At 54.2% G+C, this 15,914-nt stretch carries 10 protein-coding genes; 3 read left to right on the top strand and 7 right to left on the bottom strand.

The genetic code is table 11. The annotated features are described in order from the left end of the window. Positions 1 to 188: 188 nt before the first annotated feature. The 3 genes from BLS94_RS08900 to BLS94_RS14580 form a co-directional block, all read right to left on the bottom strand. Entirely contained in the window at positions 189 to 671 is a 483-nt protein-coding gene (locus BLS94_RS08900) for a hypothetical protein (protein ID WP_090959897.1), read from the bottom strand. A gap of 258 nt (positions 672 to 929) precedes the next feature. Continuing rightward, positions 930 to 3,542 carry a bifunctional diguanylate cyclase/phosphodiesterase gene (locus BLS94_RS08905; protein WP_176767840.1) on the bottom strand — a complete coding sequence of 871 codons (2,613 nt, stop codon included), beginning with the start codon at positions 3,540 to 3,542 and terminating at the stop codon, positions 930 to 932. A 148-nt stretch (positions 3,543 to 3,690) separates the two neighbouring features. After that, entirely contained in the window at positions 3,691 to 3,897 is a 207-nt protein-coding gene (locus tag BLS94_RS14580; protein ID WP_143021673.1) for a hypothetical protein, read from the bottom strand. Positions 3,898 to 4,068: 171 nt separating this feature from the next. On the opposite strand from BLS94_RS14580, the gene epsA reads away from it, so the two are divergent. Together epsA and BLS94_RS08915 are read left to right on the top strand one after the other, a co-directional pair. Further along, the gene (epsA, locus tag BLS94_RS08910; protein ID WP_090959900.1) at positions 4,069 to 4,926 is read left to right on the top strand and encodes an XrtB/PEP-CTERM-associated transcriptional regulator EpsA; all 858 of its coding nucleotides are present in this window, start codon (positions 4,069 to 4,071) and stop codon (positions 4,924 to 4,926) included. Positions 4,927 to 5,590: 664 nt separating this feature from the next. After that, the gene (locus tag BLS94_RS08915; RefSeq protein ID WP_090959904.1) at positions 5,591 to 6,001 is read left to right on the top strand and encodes a PEP-CTERM sorting domain-containing protein; all 411 of its coding nucleotides are present in this window, start codon (positions 5,591 to 5,593) and stop codon (positions 5,999 to 6,001) included. A gap of 132 nt (positions 6,002 to 6,133) precedes the next feature. On the opposite strand, the gene BLS94_RS08920 is transcribed toward BLS94_RS08915, so the two are convergent. The 4 genes from BLS94_RS08920 to purL all read right to left on the bottom strand — a co-directional run bounded on the left by BLS94_RS08920 (position 6,134) and on the right by purL (position 14,081). Beyond that, complete coding sequence (locus BLS94_RS08920) at positions 6,134 to 6,334, bottom strand: hypothetical protein (protein WP_090959907.1); 201 nt, start codon at positions 6,332 to 6,334, stop codon at positions 6,134 to 6,136. 287 nt (positions 6,335 to 6,621) lie between these two features. Then, a complete protein-coding gene (locus tag BLS94_RS08925; protein WP_256325359.1) occupies positions 6,622 to 8,712 on the bottom strand; it encodes a M1 family metallopeptidase in 2,091 nt (696 codons plus the stop codon). Then, on the bottom strand, positions 8,709 to 9,947 hold the full coding sequence (locus BLS94_RS08930) for a ChaN family lipoprotein (RefSeq protein ID WP_090959909.1): 1,239 nt from the start codon (positions 9,945 to 9,947) through the stop codon (positions 8,709 to 8,711). Before BLS94_RS08930 ends, BLS94_RS08925 begins: the two co-directional genes overlap by 4 nt. Before the next feature lie 99 nt (positions 9,948 to 10,046). Continuing rightward, on the bottom strand, positions 10,047 to 14,081 hold the full coding sequence (purL, locus tag BLS94_RS08935) for a phosphoribosylformylglycinamidine synthase (protein ID WP_090959914.1): 4,035 nt from the start codon (positions 14,079 to 14,081) through the stop codon (positions 10,047 to 10,049). A gap of 243 nt (positions 14,082 to 14,324) precedes the next feature. On the opposite strand from purL, the gene BLS94_RS08940 reads away from it, so the two are divergent. Continuing rightward, a complete protein-coding gene (locus BLS94_RS08940) occupies positions 14,325 to 15,869 on the top strand; it encodes an NAD(P)H-hydrate dehydratase (RefSeq protein WP_090960045.1) in 1,545 nt (514 codons plus the stop codon). Positions 15,870 to 15,914: the final 45 nt, after the last annotated feature.

Consider the following 15,914-nt stretch of genomic DNA (forward strand, 5'->3'; position numbering starts at 1 on the left):
AAATCATCTTCGATGCACTAAAATGAATTCCTTTCCTTATGGCACAACGTTAACTGCAAAACTGTTTCGGTAACCTTTTTCTATGGCGCAACGCGGAAGATAACCGCGACTGGAAGGCGCCGTTATTTCTCCGGCTCCGCGCCATATCGTGACTCATCTTCGACGCTTTTCAGCTCATGAGGAACTTACTATTCTCCCGTTCCTGAAGTGGCTCCCGGAGCAGTTGATCCTCCGCCCGGCGCTACCCCGGTAAAGCCGTAACCTTGCCGCTCCGACCCACTTGTCGGGGAGGTCGCGGGACTTGGCGGCGCCTCCCCCGAAACGGCGCTGCCCGATGCGTAGGGGGGGCGTCCTCCCATGGGACCGTGTTGTCCAGTCATCGAATCAACCGCCTTCGGGCTAACCATGCCACCTGCGCCACCTGCGCTGCCTGCGTCACCCACGCCGCCTGGGATACCGATGGTACCTTCGTTAGCCGCACCCGGGACACCTACGCTGCCTGCGTCACCTGCGCCGCCTCCGATACCTGCGCCGCCTCCGATACCAGCGCCGCCTACACCACCTCCGCCAGCCCCGCCAACTTGAGCAGAAACAACGCCGGCGAGCCCCAGCATCATGCCAGCGAGCCCAACGAATGTAGCAGTATCTTTCAAGAAGGAAATAGATTTCATGATATGCCTCCCAATAATTCAGCGAGATTGCTGTATCGAAAGCGTACGCTCGCCCCTGAGTTATTCCGTTCGTTTCCGCACGAATGCACGAATACAACCCGCGCTTGAAACCGGCCAGAACCAGGGGTGAGCATCAGAGGAGTATAGGGCTCGCTCCGGCTAATACAGAAATTGTATTAGCGAGGGATTTCACGATGGATCAGTCGCGTCCGTATTGACGATAGGGGAGGTCGAATTTTTGATGTACGGCTTTATGATCTACGCCGATAGATTTGCGTCACTGTGGGCTTCATCCATGAATTTCCCGAATCTGTCCGCCGCCAGCGGTTCGGAGAACAAATTGCCCTGACCATAATCGCACCCGGCGAAGGCCAGAAGGTAACGTTGTTCTGATGTCTCTATCCCTTCAGCGATCACTTTTATCCCCAGCTTATGTGCCATCACGATGATGGCCTCGCATAATGCGAGATCATCGGAATCCGGAGCCAGGCTTTGCACGAAGGATTGGTCTATCTTCAGGTGATCGATGTCGAATTTCTTGAGGTAGCTCAGGGAGGAATAACCGGTTCCAAAATCATCCATGGAAACCTCGATACCCGCCTCCCTGAAGCTACGCAGCTTCGAGGTAACGTCGGGGCTGACGTCCATCAGCAAACCTTCAGTAATCTCGATGGCAATACTTTGCCCAGGCAACTCCAGTTCCTGTAAAAAATCAAGCCATGGCTTGTGGAGATCGACATTCTTGCGAAACTGTACGGGAGAAGTATTGATGCTGATCTGAAACGAAGCAGAGTGCGATGCACGCCAAACCTTGGCTTGCTGCGCTGCCATCCGAAATACCCAATCGCCGATATCGATGATCATTCCGGTTTCTTCCGCGATGGAAATAAAATCGACGGGACTTACGAGGCCAAGCCTAGGATGGTGCCAGCGCAACAACGCTTCCGCCTTATGAACTCGCCCGGTTTCGAGTTCCACGATAGGCTGATAGTGTAGTTGAAGCTGGTTGCCAGCCAAAGCGCTACGCAAGTCTCCGGCCAAGCGCATGCGGATCTGTGCAGCTTCCTGCAGTGTATGGGTAAAGTAGCTAAAGCAGTTCCGGCCCTTATTTTTGGCGGCATACATGGCTTGGTCGGCATTCCTCACCATGGATTCGGCGTCGGCGCCGTCATGCGGGTAAAAAGTTACGCCTATACTGGCGGACACATAAGCTATCTCATCCCCTAACTTGAAGGGTTCGGACATCCTGTGCAGGATGTCCCGGATGACGCGGTTGATACTGATGAGGCTTTTTAGCGACCCCAGGATCACAGTGAATTCGTCCCCGCCAAGTCGCCCTACCGGATCAACGCCGCGAACGCAACTGCTCAGGCGCCACGCCGCTTCTTTGAGCAAAAGATCACCCACGTTATGTCCGTAGGCGTCATTGACCGCTTTGAAATTGTCCAGATCCAGAAGAATCAAAGCTATCGATGATTCAAAGCGATCCGCTTTCCTGATTTCCTGCTCCAGCTGGTTATGGAACATATGGCGGTTGGGCAGACTCGTCAGGGGATCGAAATTGGCTTGCTGCCAGATCAGTTCTTCCGATTTCTTCTTTGCGGTAATGTCCGAGAACAAGGTTACCCACCGATGTACGGAACCATCATCATTGTAGATGGCATTCATCGTACGCCACTCGATGTAGACTTCCTTGTTCTTGCGCCGGCCTGCCATTTCTCCCTCCCAATGGCCGTTGGTCTCCAGAGAGGTTTTCATTGCTAAAAAAGAAGATTCTCCTTGAAGACCGGCATTCAGAATGTCGGGATTCTGTCCCGAGATTTCATCAAACGTATAGCCCGTCACCCTGGTAAAGGCCGGGTTTACGGCGACGACGACATTTTCGGCATCGGTCACTATCATTGCCTCGCTGCTGTTCTCAAATATCGCGATAGCCTGCCGCATGGATTCCTCGGCTTTCTCGCGCTTGCGAATGTCCTGCTCCATTGCCAAAGCCATGGAGTTGAATGCACTGCCGAGCTCGGCCAATTCATTATGCGTTTCGATATGGCAGCGGACAGCGTAATCGCCTTGTGCGATATTTATTACCTTGCTACGGAGCTGGGCCAATGGAAGCAGTACGGCGCGGCGGGCGTAGAAAATCGTAGCGGCGACGGCAAGCATCGCGATAACGATGAGCGCCATTACTAACAGAATGTGGCGATGCAGGCGAGCGAGTCCAGCCTTTACTTCCGCTTGCGTTCGTGTATCAAGCAAATCGGTAAATTGCTGAATTGGCGCCATGACGGCGGCTTTTTCAGCGATGTAGCGTTCTCCGAACAAAAGGTCAATGGAAAGTTGCCGTTCAGGTAGCCGATGGTTTGTGAGTTTATTCTTGCTACCCCTCTCTCGTATCTCGTCCACCACGGCAATTGCCTGTTTCTCCAGCATGGTTAATTTATCGGAATTTATTTTGGCTTCCCATAGCAGGGCGGTTTCCTGCTTGTCGAGACCTTCTTTACGCATCATCTCGAATAAGGAAACAGGCCTGCTCAGCTCAGCGGCAGAACTTTTTCCCGCACCTGCAAGATGCCAGTATGTGTTGGGATAATCTTGCAGGCGCGGCTTGATACCTTCCCGGATGTCGAGAATATCGAAAAAATAATGCTTATAAATCGGATTTCCTGTGATTACGTAGGTGCGGGCCATACGCGTGAGGTCTTCAGAGCTTTGAAACAACTCACCAGCAAGCAGCAGAGAGCGATAGCGGTGATCCTCGCTGGCGGCGACGTCATCGCGAATACCCAACGCCTGGAAAACCATTATTCCAATTGCGAAAAGAAGCAGCATCAGGATGACGGTGAACAGCTTGGTAAAAAAACCAATTCTCATGAAATCGTCCCCCACCTCGTCAAATTATGCATTTGCAACTTTTGTCATTTTTCTTCGCATCGCAGATGTTGTATGGATTGAAGCATGAGCATGCCCCGCTACTCATATTTTGAGCTGCATGGACAATAACGGCTGTAATACAGGGCCACTAAAGCCGATGGGTAAATTTACCTCGAAGACGAGAGGAATGACCTGCTGTGAAATACTGCGCCTGAGTCTTTATCTCCATCTTCAGGTAGTGGCTCTTGCGCCCGCTCGCCACCCCGCTATCCAAATGGGGGTTGCGCCTCAATAGCCCAGGTCCAGCCATACCGACCTGTACCGCACCTGCGCAAGGAGAAGCAATGGTAAGCACGAACTCCTGCACTAGTCGGTATTTCTTACAGTATATGAAGTCAGTGCGAATTTATTTGCTTGCCTATTGATCCAATAAGGTTTTTTTTCTGGAATGATTTTTGCTTAACAAAAAAGGGCCCATCATCTCGACATTTCATTCAATTACCTGACTTAGGCAGATCTATCGCAAATGGTTATTCCTTCCTCCTTCTCTTTTCCGTCCTCGCTCTCCGACGAGCATCTGGAACGGTACTTCCGAGTTATCCGCGAAGGAATAGCTGTGCAAAGCCATTCCGACCTTTTGAAGTGGCTGCAGGGAGAGATACAGCATTATCTTCCCCACGAAATCATGCTCGCGGTCTGGAATGATGCTGGCGCGAACCATCTTCGACACGACCTTGTTTCTGTATTGCCCGGAGTCAGAACCGAGCATTTACATTTGGAGAATCTTTTGGCCTTGCAACGGGGGCTATATAGCTGCTGGGTCGAATTGGGCAAGGCGCCCTATAGATTAAGCCTTGGTGCATGCGGCTTTCGATTTGGCGACCGCGGGCCGCTATGCGCTTTTCGCGAAGCATTGCACGACATGCGGTCTCTGCTCGTACACGGTATCAGCGACGAACGCGGAGGCCAGGATTGCCTCTATGTAATATTCAGTTCAGCCGGCAACCTCAATGATTCCCCGCTGGGCGCAATGGAGAACCTGCTGCCTTATCTTGACACTGCATTGCGCCGGGTCCGACCCCTGGTTCGTCAGAATAGCGCTGCACCATCCCCGGCAGATGCGTCCCAAAACAGCGAAAATTACGGATTGAGCACGCGTGAAGTCGAAATACTCGATTGGGTAAGGACGGGTAAAACGAACGCCGAGATCGCATCCATTCTGGCCATCAGCATTTATACGGTTAAAAATCATTTGCGGCACATCTTCAAAAAGCTGGATGTTTACAATCGGGTGCAGGCCATTTCCAAGACTGGCCCGGTCCCACATATGCCTGAAGCTAATTCGGCGCTTCCCCGTCAGTCTGTTTCCACCTTAAACCGCTAAAGCTCATTCGACATTAAGTATTGAGCCTCCACCACGCAGTTCCGCTTACAGGTTTAGGGCGGAGGGACCATTCACCATCCCAGACTGGCAACCGTTTATCTGGCTGCCGGCCTCGCTTGGGCCATCGGTTTACACCAAACCTTTCTCAAACTCCTATCTGTTCTTGTTTTATAGCTCCCAAGCATAGTTCTCATATCACTGACGAGCTATTACTCCCGACTAGTCGTGCTATTTCATCTTCCTGTTTTTACGCGAATAATAACCACTGAATTAATGGGGCCAAGCTCGGAAAGTCCGTCAAGCAAACTGTGATGGCTTCCACGTGAGGCCAACCTACTCCGCACGGTGCCTTTACCGGCCATGGGGTGTATCCGCTGACAGCGTTTGATGTGAGAGTTTTACGGCAAAACTAAAAATGGCTACGACGTCTCATCGGAAACATTTCCGCGGATGTTTCGAGGCATTAGTCAAACACCACAATTGAAAAATAAGGAAGATAAAATGAACAAAAAAAAATAAATTCTTTTCCACGATACTCGCAACACTGGTTGGCACAGCCATCTGGATACCGTCTGCACAAGCGGCTTTCATACCTTACATACTTGACATCAAAATAGGAGAGGCTCGTCTTAAAGAATCCGGAGATGCGACTGAGCTCGCCAAAATGGAATTTTTTGCCGGTAATACCAATCTGGTACAAGACCTCAAGGACAAGTCGTTCACCGCTGTTGAGAACGGTACAGATTCAGGTCAATGGTACCTGGATGTCGGCCCGACTGGGCCAGGTTATTTTCTTTTGAAATTTGGCACCGGTAACCATAAAGATATGGCGAATACTTATTTCTTTCAAAACACCGGGGAGATGACAAAACTGGTATGGTCCAACGAGCAGGTGAATTTCCTTTCCGGAGGGGGTAACATCAAAGGCAATATTGGTAAGCTAAGCCATTACACAACGTATGACGCTGCATTTGGCCAAACTGGCGAGATCCCGGAACCAGCGACTCTTGCCCTGGTTGGGCTCGGCCTTTTTGCTATCGGGGCCGTACGCAGGCGTAGATCATCACATTCCTGACTCGACGAGCGAACAAACCCGCTTCGGCGGGTTTTTTTTTGCCGCCGTTCCCGCCCGACCTTAAAAATTGTACAAGGTACCTGTACATTTACCAAAACTTATCAAAGCGCGGTGCAACTCGTGCCACTTTAGCTATTGCTTATCTATCCATGCGCGAGCTTCTACGTTAGCAGCTTCACCCGCCTGATCCTGATCGGGCAACGGCTCGACAAAGCTTTCATAAACAACGATTCCTTTGTCATCAAGAATCCTGTAACGGCCGTTCCAAAGACCCGTGGTATCGTCGTGATCCGCCCCGGCAACAATACTGTATCCTTTATAATCAGCGTTCATATTTTCTCCATAAAGAGTAAGTGTATGAAGAAATAATAGTCAAGTTTCACTGAAACATCCATGCTCACAGATAAATACTTGCCTCTATGGCCAGTCGCATCCTCCCGATGGCCGTTTTCTTTCTCAGCTCTATTACAGTTTCAATTGACTTCGCATTAGAAGGGAGCGGGAGCGAATGCGGGAAAATGATGCGAATCGCTAAATTCACGATTGCGGCGCAGGTTTCCCGGTCGCCGCGCAGCAGACAGCACAGCCGAAAACAACGTATAGCGTGCCGCTAGTGGCTATTAGTCGAGCTTTACCATCGGCGCACGTGTTGGCCATGCGCCGCGTCCGATCACCTTCGAACCATTGAATATTACATAGCTCTGGCGGCCATAGTGCGGTAGCGGCCGCGTTAGCGCAGCGAGAGATTCGATATCCCGCGCCGATATTACTGCGAGTGTCACGCCATCGGAACGGCTCACCGTCCAGGCTTGCGCCGTACCTTTGCCGCGCACGATGTCAGGCCGTGCAGGCAATCGATGTCTTGCGAGCCATGTATCCACTTGCTCTTCGAGACCGATCACCAGCACCGGCACAGCCGGTGGCGCCTCCTTTCCCGGAACCAGGTTTGGGGTGCGCTGTTGAAGTTTTTCCGCCAGCGTTCCGGCGGTACTTTGCGCATCCCCGCTTTCAGGAAGCAGAACGGTAGCGGCTGTCCTGTCCACCATCACCTGCCGCAGGATCGGGGGCGCCTCATCGGGCATCAAGCGCCGGAACAACCGTAAATCCGGATCGAGCGTCACCTGCAGCGGTTGGGCGCCAACGTCAAGCGTGAATACTTGACGCGCTTTCTCAAGGTCAAGCGTGCGAAATTCTTCGCCCTCGGCGGTACGCACCGCGACAGGTACATGTAATCGGTATGCAGGCTCCGCTTGCTCAAGCGTCACCGTAACACGATGATTTGCGGAAGCAGCCGGGTCCGGCTTTGCGCGTCTCGCCTCTGCAATGCGTATGACCGGCGCACCTCCACGAGTGAGCCACTGGTCGAAGAAACCACTCAGGTCCTTCCCCGAAGATGCCTCGAATGCGCGCTGCAAATCTATCCATGATGCAAGGTGGAAGCGTTGCTCCTGCCAGAATGCCTGGAGAGCACGATCGAAAGTTTCGCGCCCCAGCATATCGCGCAGCATGAGGAAGACCATTGCCGATTTGTTGTAGCCAACTATCTGGGTCGCCCCATGCGTACGCGAGGTGAATGTGCTGAGCGGTGCGTCCTGCCCGGACGATAGCGCGGCGAAGTCGCGCAGCCACCCGCGCCGCATGTCCAGCGCAGCTTCGGGATTTTCACGCTCCTTATATGCATAATCCGCCATAAAGGTGGTCAGTCCCTCTGACCAGTTGCCGTGTGCGTAGTCGGTGTATACGCCATTTCCCCACCAGTTATGCAACACCTCATGGCCCAACGATGTATAACGAATGAACGGAAGCCGCAGCACCTCCGTCCCAAGATAGGTGAGCGTCGGCATGCCAAAGCCTGTCGGCGTAGGACTGGAGACGACACTGAATTCGGTAAATGGATACTCGCCGATCCAGGATTCGTAGAGATCTATATAGCCCTTCACCGAATCGAGATATCCGCTTGCGAGATCTGCGATCTGCGGGTGAAAGTAGGTTCGCAACTGGATTGGCTTGCCGCCGGCGCCGCGCATCGTATGCGTTTCGATGCTATAGGGGCCGGCCATGAGGTCGATACCGCCCGTCGGTGACAGGAATTCAAAACGTGCCCGGTATCCGTCAGTCGATTCGGATTCTTCCACCAGACGACCTGGAACAATCGCCCGTTGCCCCGCCGGAAGTTCGATGCTCACCCGATAACTGGCGAGCTTTCCCGCAATGTACGGATACCAGCCGCTTGAATCAGGCAGGAAGGTTCCGGCCTCGCCACTTGTCGGCTCGTCCCGGCCCAGCGTTTGCGCATGATCGAGTGAAGTATCGAGCGGCGTTAACTGGCCGCGCCAGTACACTTCGATACGGCGCGGCAGACCCTTGTCGTTGAAAACCCGCCAGGCCCGGACTTTCCCCATGCTTGCAGCGGGCCCCAGCGATGTGCCATTGACCTGCGCACTCAGCACGCCAAAACGACGGCCCAGCACGAGAGTCAGTTCTTCCGACGAGTTCGCTACAATGACGCTGCGACCCTCGATACTGTGTGCCACCGGATCTATTCGAACCTCAATTTCATAGGTGACCTCAACGGCGTCGGCCGCCTCGGGGGATGTGGCGGATGCGCTGTTTGAAACAAGTGTCGACAAAATCAAAAACAGAAAAGAGACGATGGAGACGTTGCTTCCATGGATATTCAAAATATGCCACCCTGTCATCAGCCTTGTCATTCGCCTCCCCTCAGCATCGCCGGAAACTTGGCAATAATCTCGATTGTATCCCCGCCGCGCTTCAATTTGAGCGGCAGCCACGTTCCCGGGGCCTGTCGTTTGACTATTTCGACGATATCATCCATTTGCGTGACCGACACCCCGGCGGCTTCCCTTATCACGTCACTGTCGCGTATACCCGCCGCCTCGGCAATGCTTCCCTTCTCTACCTGCAGTACTCGCGCGCCGCCATCCTGTGCCATTTCAAAACGGATGCCAAGGCGCTGCCGTGGACGTTCATGCGATACCACCGATGGCAAGGCAACACCGAATACTGCATCGGCCAGCCCCGCGGTAATTTGTCCGCACGCGATACCGCTATTCCAGGGGAGTAGCGCGCCAACGTCGGTCACCCCCAGGTCTTTCAGCTGGTGGGGAACGCCATAACCGTATTTGATATGCCCCGAACCCATGATTCCAATGACAAGAGGACGCTCTGCGCGGCCCACCGCTGAATTTAACGCTTGAGCCATGGCCCGGTCCCAGAGCTGCTGGCTCTCGACAAAACGCAGGAAATTCGGATTATCACGGCTGGCCTCGCCGTTCTTCTTACCGCCGCGCTCGTGCTCACCGTAAATCGGCAACAGATAGTCAAGATAAGCCGTGCTCGCAGCAGCGGGGGCCATTACGCCTTCGCGTTCATTCTCCGGCACGCCAGCCAAACCTTGTGCCGCAACCGATTTTCTCAAACGCGTATCGATATTGAGAGCCAGCATCGGTATCCGATTCATGCGCGCAAAACGGAACAACGGCAGGTAGAGATTCGCATCCGTGCTCCAGACGGCATTCCAGTCGGAGGCAGCAAGAAACTGCGATTCGGTAAGCTCGCCGGCTACCCATTGGTCCAGGGCCTTCTGTACGCGTCTCGGAAACATTTCAAAACCGATAATCATGTCCGGCCGCAACGCGTGCAGCGCGGCCAGCGTCTGCAATTGCCAGCGGTGGTGTTCGGGGTTGTCGTGCATCTCACCCAGCAGCACTACCGAACGCCTGGCAGCGCGATTGATGACTTCAGTGCCGGATATTTTCCCATTGCCAGGCACGACCCAGTTCCCGGCCGGCACGCAGTCCGGGTTGTCCTTCGCAGGGGCTTTCGTCTGCGCGGACGCGATATCGAGGGAGAGGCCGGAGGCGATCAATGCGAGACTAACATAGGCAAAAAAGGGAGCAAGGAACGCGCTCCGAAAGATTTTCAAACCGGATACTCCTTCATCGAACTCTCCTTTTCATATCCAGATTATATGATCCGGCAAACACCGGCGGCCAGCCGTAACAAGCACCGGTATGCCGATGCCTCAGCCCACCCACTTACGCGCATTCCTGAACATTCGCATCCACGGCGCATCCTCACGCCAACCGGGATGCCACGAATGCTGGACAGCGCGAAACCCGCGCTCCGGGTGAGGCATGAGTATGCTGAACCGTCCGTCTGCTGTCGTCACGCCGGTAATACCTTGAGAAGAGCCGCTGGGATTAAGCGGATAAATCTCGGTAGGTGTTCCGCGATTATCCACGAAACGCAACGTAACCAGCGGCGAGATTAACGAGACTTCGTTCTTATCGGTAAATTCAGCATAACCTTCACCGTGCGCAACGGCAACAGGCACCCGGCTCCCCGCCATGCCGTCGAAAAACAGCGAAGGACTTTGCTGGACCTCCACCATGACGAGACGCGCCTCGAATTGCTCGGATTTATTTCGCACGAACCTTGGCCAATGCTCAGTCCCGGGAATGATTTCATGCAGGTTGCTCATCATTTGGCAGCCATTACATACCCCTAGCGCAAAGGTGTCATCTCGCGAAAAAAAAGCCTCAAACTCATCGCGGGCATGCGCGTTAAACAGGATTGAGCTGGCCCACCCTTCCCCTGCCCCGAGCACGTCGCCATACGAAAAGCCGCCGCAAGCGGCGAAGCCCTTGTAACCACTAAGCGAAACACGCCCCGCAATGATATCGCTCATGTGTACGTCGGTCGCATCAAATCCGGCACGATCAAACGCTGCGGCCATTTCGACGTGACCATTCACGCCCTGCTCGCGCAAAATCGCAATTCGGGGTCTGGCGCCGAGAGCATACGGCGCCGCAATATCACTTTCTACATCGAAGCTCAGTTGCGCGTGCAGTCCGGGGTCACGGACATCGAGTATACGATCGTACTCCTGTTGAGCGCACTCGGGGTTATCGCGTAGCTTTTGCATCTGATAAGTCGTCTCCGACCAGGCGCGATGCAAGTCCACGCGCTTCTCTGAGAATATCGGCTTGTTGTTGCGCAAAAACCGGATTTCATCCCCGCCATCGACGCTGCCGATAATAAAGCTCAGGTCGCGCAAACCTTCTGCCGATAAAATATCGAGTACATGCTGGCGCTGCGTAGCCTCTATCTGGATCACGGCGCCCAATTCCTCATTGAACAGCGTTGATATGATGCGCTCCAGGAACCTTCCACCCAGCACTTCCGGTTTCAATTCGCTGCCGTCGATGTCGTTTGCCGCCGCATCGAAACATAACTGATCCAGATTGATGGTTATGCCAACGCGTCCGGCAAAAGCCATCTCGCATAATGTGACAAACAGCCCTCCATCCGAGCGGTCGTGATAGGCGATTATCCTGTTTTCACGATTCAGGCGTTGTATGGCGGCAAAGAAACTCTTGAGTTGATCCGCCCCCTCCAGCCCCGTCATGTCCGGCGCATCATTGCCCACCTGCTTATAAACCTGGGCCAGGGCCGACCCCCCCAGGCGGTTTCTGCCCGCACCGAGATCGACCAGGATAAGCTCGGTCTCGCCGCAATCCGTGCGCAATTGCGGCGTGAGCGTTTTACGCGTATCCGCTACTCTCGAAAATGCGGAAACGATCAACGACAGGGGCGCAACCACCTCTTTTTTTACTTTCGCATCCCCAGGGCCGGCTTCAGCTTCCCACAACGTCTTCATCGACATTGAGTCTTTGCCCACCGGGATGCTGATTCCCAACCGGGGACACAATTCCATCCCTACCGCCCGTACCGCGTCGAACAAAGCTGCATCTTCGCCAGGATGCCCCGCCGCGGCCATCCAGTTGGCCGAAAGCTTGATCTCTCCGATATGTTCAATCAGCGCCGCTGCCATATTGGTGACGGCTTCGCCTACCGCCATACGGGCTGAAGCGGCGGGGTCAATCAGCGCCACCGGCGTACGCTCGCCCACGGCGAATGCTTCTCCGAGATAGGCGCGGTAATCCATCAACGTCACCGCCACATCCGCTACCGGAACCTGCCACGGCCCCACCATCTGGTCACGCGCCGTCATTCCGCCCACGCTGCGGTCGCCAATGCTGATGAGAAAAGTCTTATCCGCTACCGCCGGCAGCCGAAGCACCCGATATGCGGATTCCCGGAGATTCAGTCCCGCCACATCAAATGACGCCAGCGTTTTTTTGATATGCGTCGCTTCCCGGGTCATTTTTGGTGGTTTGCCCAGCAGTACGGAGAGATCCATATCTACCGGCCGATTGCCGAAAGCCGGATCAGTCACGATAAGCTGCTCTTGCGCGGTCGCAGTACCCACTACTGCGAATGCGCATCGCTCCCGCGCGCAAATCGCCCTGAACGACTCCAGCGATTCGGGCCTGATCGCAAGCACATAACGTTCCTGCGCCTCGTTACTCCAAATCTGCATTGGCGACATGCCCGGCTCTTCCGAGGGAATATCACGCAGGTTGAAATAGCCGCCCCGTCCGGAATCGTGCAGCAGTTCGGGCAACGCATTCGATAAACCGCCCGCGCCAACGTCGTGAATTGAAAGAATCGGATTAGGCTCGCCCCGTCTTTCCAGTTGCCAGCAATTGTCGATGACTTCTTGCGCACGCCGTTCCATTTCCGCATTGCCGCGCTGCACTGAATCGAAATCAAGGCTCTCGGTATTTGTCCCCGTATCCATGCTGGAGGCCGCGCTACCGCCGAGGCCGATCAGCATTCCAGGTCCGCCCAATTGAATAAGCAGCGCGCCGGCTGAAAATTTTTCCTTGAAAGAATGCCGCTCGACAATGTGGCCGATGCCTCCCGCCAACATGATGGGTTTATGGTAACCACGCATCTCGCCGGCGATGGATTCCTCGAATGTACGGAAGTATCCCGCCAGATTGGGCCGCCCGAACTCGTTATTAAACGCCGCGCTCCCAATTGGGCCTTCAAGCATGATTTGCAGAGCAGATGCGATACGTGCCGGCTTTCCGTAAGAATGATCCGTTCCCGTTTGCGCGTACGCTTCCCAAGGGTGAATAAACCCCGGGATATTCAAATTGGAAACTGAAAAACCGCTGAGCCCGGCTCTTGGTTTGGCGCCGCGGCCGGTGGCCCCTTCATCGCGGATCTCCCCGCCCACGCCCGTGGCGGCACCTGAAAAAGGCGAAATAGCGGTGGGATGATTATGCGTTTCCACTTTCATCAATATGTGGGTCTGCTCATCAGCATAACCATATACATTATCCGTACCGGGGTAAAAGCGCGCGATTTTCGCTCCCTGTATTACGGAGGAATTATCGGCATACGCTACCACTGTGCCTTGCGGATGCTGCTGGTGGGTATGGCGAATCATCGAGAATAACGATTTCGTTTCGGGCTTGCCATCTATCACCCAATCAGCGTTGAAGATCTTGTGGCGGCAGTGCTCCGAATTAGCCTGGGCAAACATCATCAATTCCACATCGGAGGGATTGCGTCCGATGCGCATGAAATAGGCTGCGAAATAGCCGATTTCATCGGGTGAAAGCGCGAGCCCCATTTCGTCGTTGGTCTTTTCCAAGGCTGCTCGTCCGCCTCCCAGCACGTCCACTGACTGAAGTGGCGCTGGCGCGAAATGCCTGAATAAACTTTCTGCCGCATCGAGCGAGTCGAACACTGCCTCTGTCATACGGTCGTGTATCAGCGCAACCAGCGCGCCTTTTGCATGAGCGGAAAGCTCGCCCCGCGCCTGATCTGCCGTGCGGAAATGAAAGACGACGCCCCGCTCCAGCCTGTCCACCGCATCCAATCCGCAATGGCGAGCAATATCCGTCGCCTTGGTAGACCAAGGCGATATGGTGCCGGGGCGCGGCACCACCAGCAGAAAATTGCCTTGAAGCAATTGGGTTTGTGGTGCCGCAGCTTCTATCGGTGATATCTCTGCCGGAGAGCACTTGAGCAGCCTCCCAAGGACCGCTGTCTCTTTCTCGCGCAGATCGCGCGTGACTGCGCAAAAGTACCAAAATTCTGCATAAATATGGGAAACTTGCGGAGCGATAACTTTAAGGGCGGCCGCCAGTTTTTCCAGGCGGAACGGGGAAAGTGCGCTACCGCCGCGAAGTCGAAGCATTCGATAACCTGAACGATAAATTGAGAGCTTCATTTTACACGAGAAGGCAGGCTGCCCGTAGCCGGGGAGGCTTTAAAAAGGGGCGCTTACTCTTTTAAGGACTGGCTTGTCGCCATAAGGTGTCCCTAAGAAAATATTGCACAGCTTGTAATTAATTACGCAAGCTGATACACAAGAATCAATTTCCTGAAACATCATGTAATGATGAGATTCAGGTTTATAGATACATTGACGGTCGATACCATGAACCTAACAAAACACAATAATTCCAGCGCCGTTTATCTCGCCGCCGAGATCCGGGAGATCGAGCAACTTGCGGCTGCTTTACCCGGATGGCCCCAACTTATGGAAAAAGCCGGTTTGGCCGCTGCCGAAATTGCGCGAGAGAAACTTCTGACGGCCGGCAAAACGAGAGCGCTAGTGTTGGCCGGCCCGGGTAACAATGGTGGCGACGCCTTCGTCGTGGCCCGCCATTTGCACGGGTGGTGGTACAAGGTCACACTGGTGTTTACTGGTGAGCGGAAAAATCTTTCAGATGATGCGAAACAGGCATTGAACGCGTGGCTCGCCGCGAGTGGCGAGGTACTTTCCGAAATCCCTGAAAATGAAACGTGGGATGTCGTAATAGACGGTTTATTCGGGATTGGTCTTGATCATCGCGATGGGCGAAACCTGGCCGCTGAATATCTCGATCTTATCGAGGCGGTTAATCGCATGAATCTGCCCGTGCTCTCACTCGACATTCCGAGCGGCCTGGGCAGCGATACCGGCACGGTGCATGGCGCCGCCATCAGGGCCGCCATCACTGTGACGTTCATCAGCCTGAAAGCTGGTCTTCTGACCGGACATGGCCCCGAGTATTGCGGGGAAATATTTGTACGTGACCTTGATCTGGACGTGTCATCGCTGAAAGAACCCGGCTCATGGATGATAGATCAGGCCAATGCTCAACAATTATTGCCGCTACCCCGCCCCTCGAATAGCCACAAAGGCATGTTCGGCAGCATCGGCATCATCGGCGGCTCAGCCGGAATGGTCGGGGCGGTACTTCTGGCCGGAATCTCAGCGTTGAAGCTGGGCGCAGGCCGCGTCTATCTCGGGCTGATTGCCGGCGATACTCTCGGCGTAGATCCAGCCCAGCCCGAATTGATGCTGCGCCTGCCCCATGATTTATTCAAACTCGATAACCTGAACTGCATGATCGTCGGCCCCGGGCTAGGTATGGAACCAGACGCCAGCTTCTGGTTGAGTTGCGCGCTGGAATCGGACTTGCCGCTCGTGTTGGATGCTGATGCTTTAAACATCATCGCAAGTGATACCGGAATTGCCACCCTACTCAAGGAACGTAAAGCCGCTTCCATTCTTACACCTCACCCTGCCGAAGCTGCACGCCTGCTGAATACCGATATATCAGCAGTTCAAAATGACCGCATGACTGCGGTGGCAAATCTTGCGACCCGTTTCAATTGCTGCGCGGTGTTGAAAGGTGCCGGCAGCATTTGCGCCGAACCCGGCGGCAAAAGGCATATTAATACCACTGGAAATCCGGGCTTGAGCAGCGCGGGTACGGGGGACGTATTGTCCGGCATTGCCGGCGCTTTTCTGGCACAGGGATTAAGTCCGGAAAATTCTCTATTACTCTCGGTCTATCTGCATGGCGCTGCAGCGGACGTGTTGCAGAAACAACATGGCGGCCCAGTGGGGATGATCGCGTCGGAAATACCGAATGCCGCGCGAAGCCTGTTAAACCGATGGATTTACAGCTATAGACCCGCTCTATATAGGTGAAGTTTTGCGCTGTGCGGTGCGGCGCACAGATGGCGCTATTGGCTT

Origin of the sequence: Nitrosospira sp. Nsp18 (genome assembly GCF_900103145.1) — a bacterium.
Classification (GTDB): Bacteria; Pseudomonadota; Gammaproteobacteria; order Burkholderiales; family Nitrosomonadaceae; genus Nitrosospira.

What these genes read in the sequence shown, in the direction of transcription:
- BLS94_RS08900 (WP_090959897.1), bottom strand. Translation starts at nt 671, where the DNA reads ATGAAATCTATTTCCTTCTTGAAAGATACTGCTACATTCGTTGGGCTC.
- BLS94_RS08905 (WP_176767840.1), bottom strand. Translation starts at nt 3,542, where the DNA reads ATGAGAATTGGTTTTTTTACCAAGCTGTTCACCGTCATCCTGATGCTG.
- epsA (WP_090959900.1), top strand. Translation starts at nt 4,069, where the DNA reads ATGGTTATTCCTTCCTCCTTCTCTTTTCCGTCCTCGCTCTCCGACGAG.
- BLS94_RS08915 (WP_090959904.1), top strand. Translation starts at nt 5,591, where the DNA reads ATGGAATTTTTTGCCGGTAATACCAATCTGGTACAAGACCTCAAGGAC.
- BLS94_RS08920 (WP_090959907.1), bottom strand. Translation starts at nt 6,334, where the DNA reads ATGAACGCTGATTATAAAGGATACAGTATTGTTGCCGGGGCGGATCAC.
- BLS94_RS08925 (WP_256325359.1), bottom strand. Translation starts at nt 8,712, where the DNA reads ATGACAAGGCTGATGACAGGGTGGCATATTTTGAATATCCATGGAAGC.
- purL (WP_090959914.1), bottom strand. Translation starts at nt 14,081, where the DNA reads ATGCTTCGACTTCGCGGCGGTAGCGCACTTTCCCCGTTCCGCCTGGAA.
- BLS94_RS08940 (WP_090960045.1), top strand. Translation starts at nt 14,325, where the DNA reads ATGAACCTAACAAAACACAATAATTCCAGCGCCGTTTATCTCGCCGCC.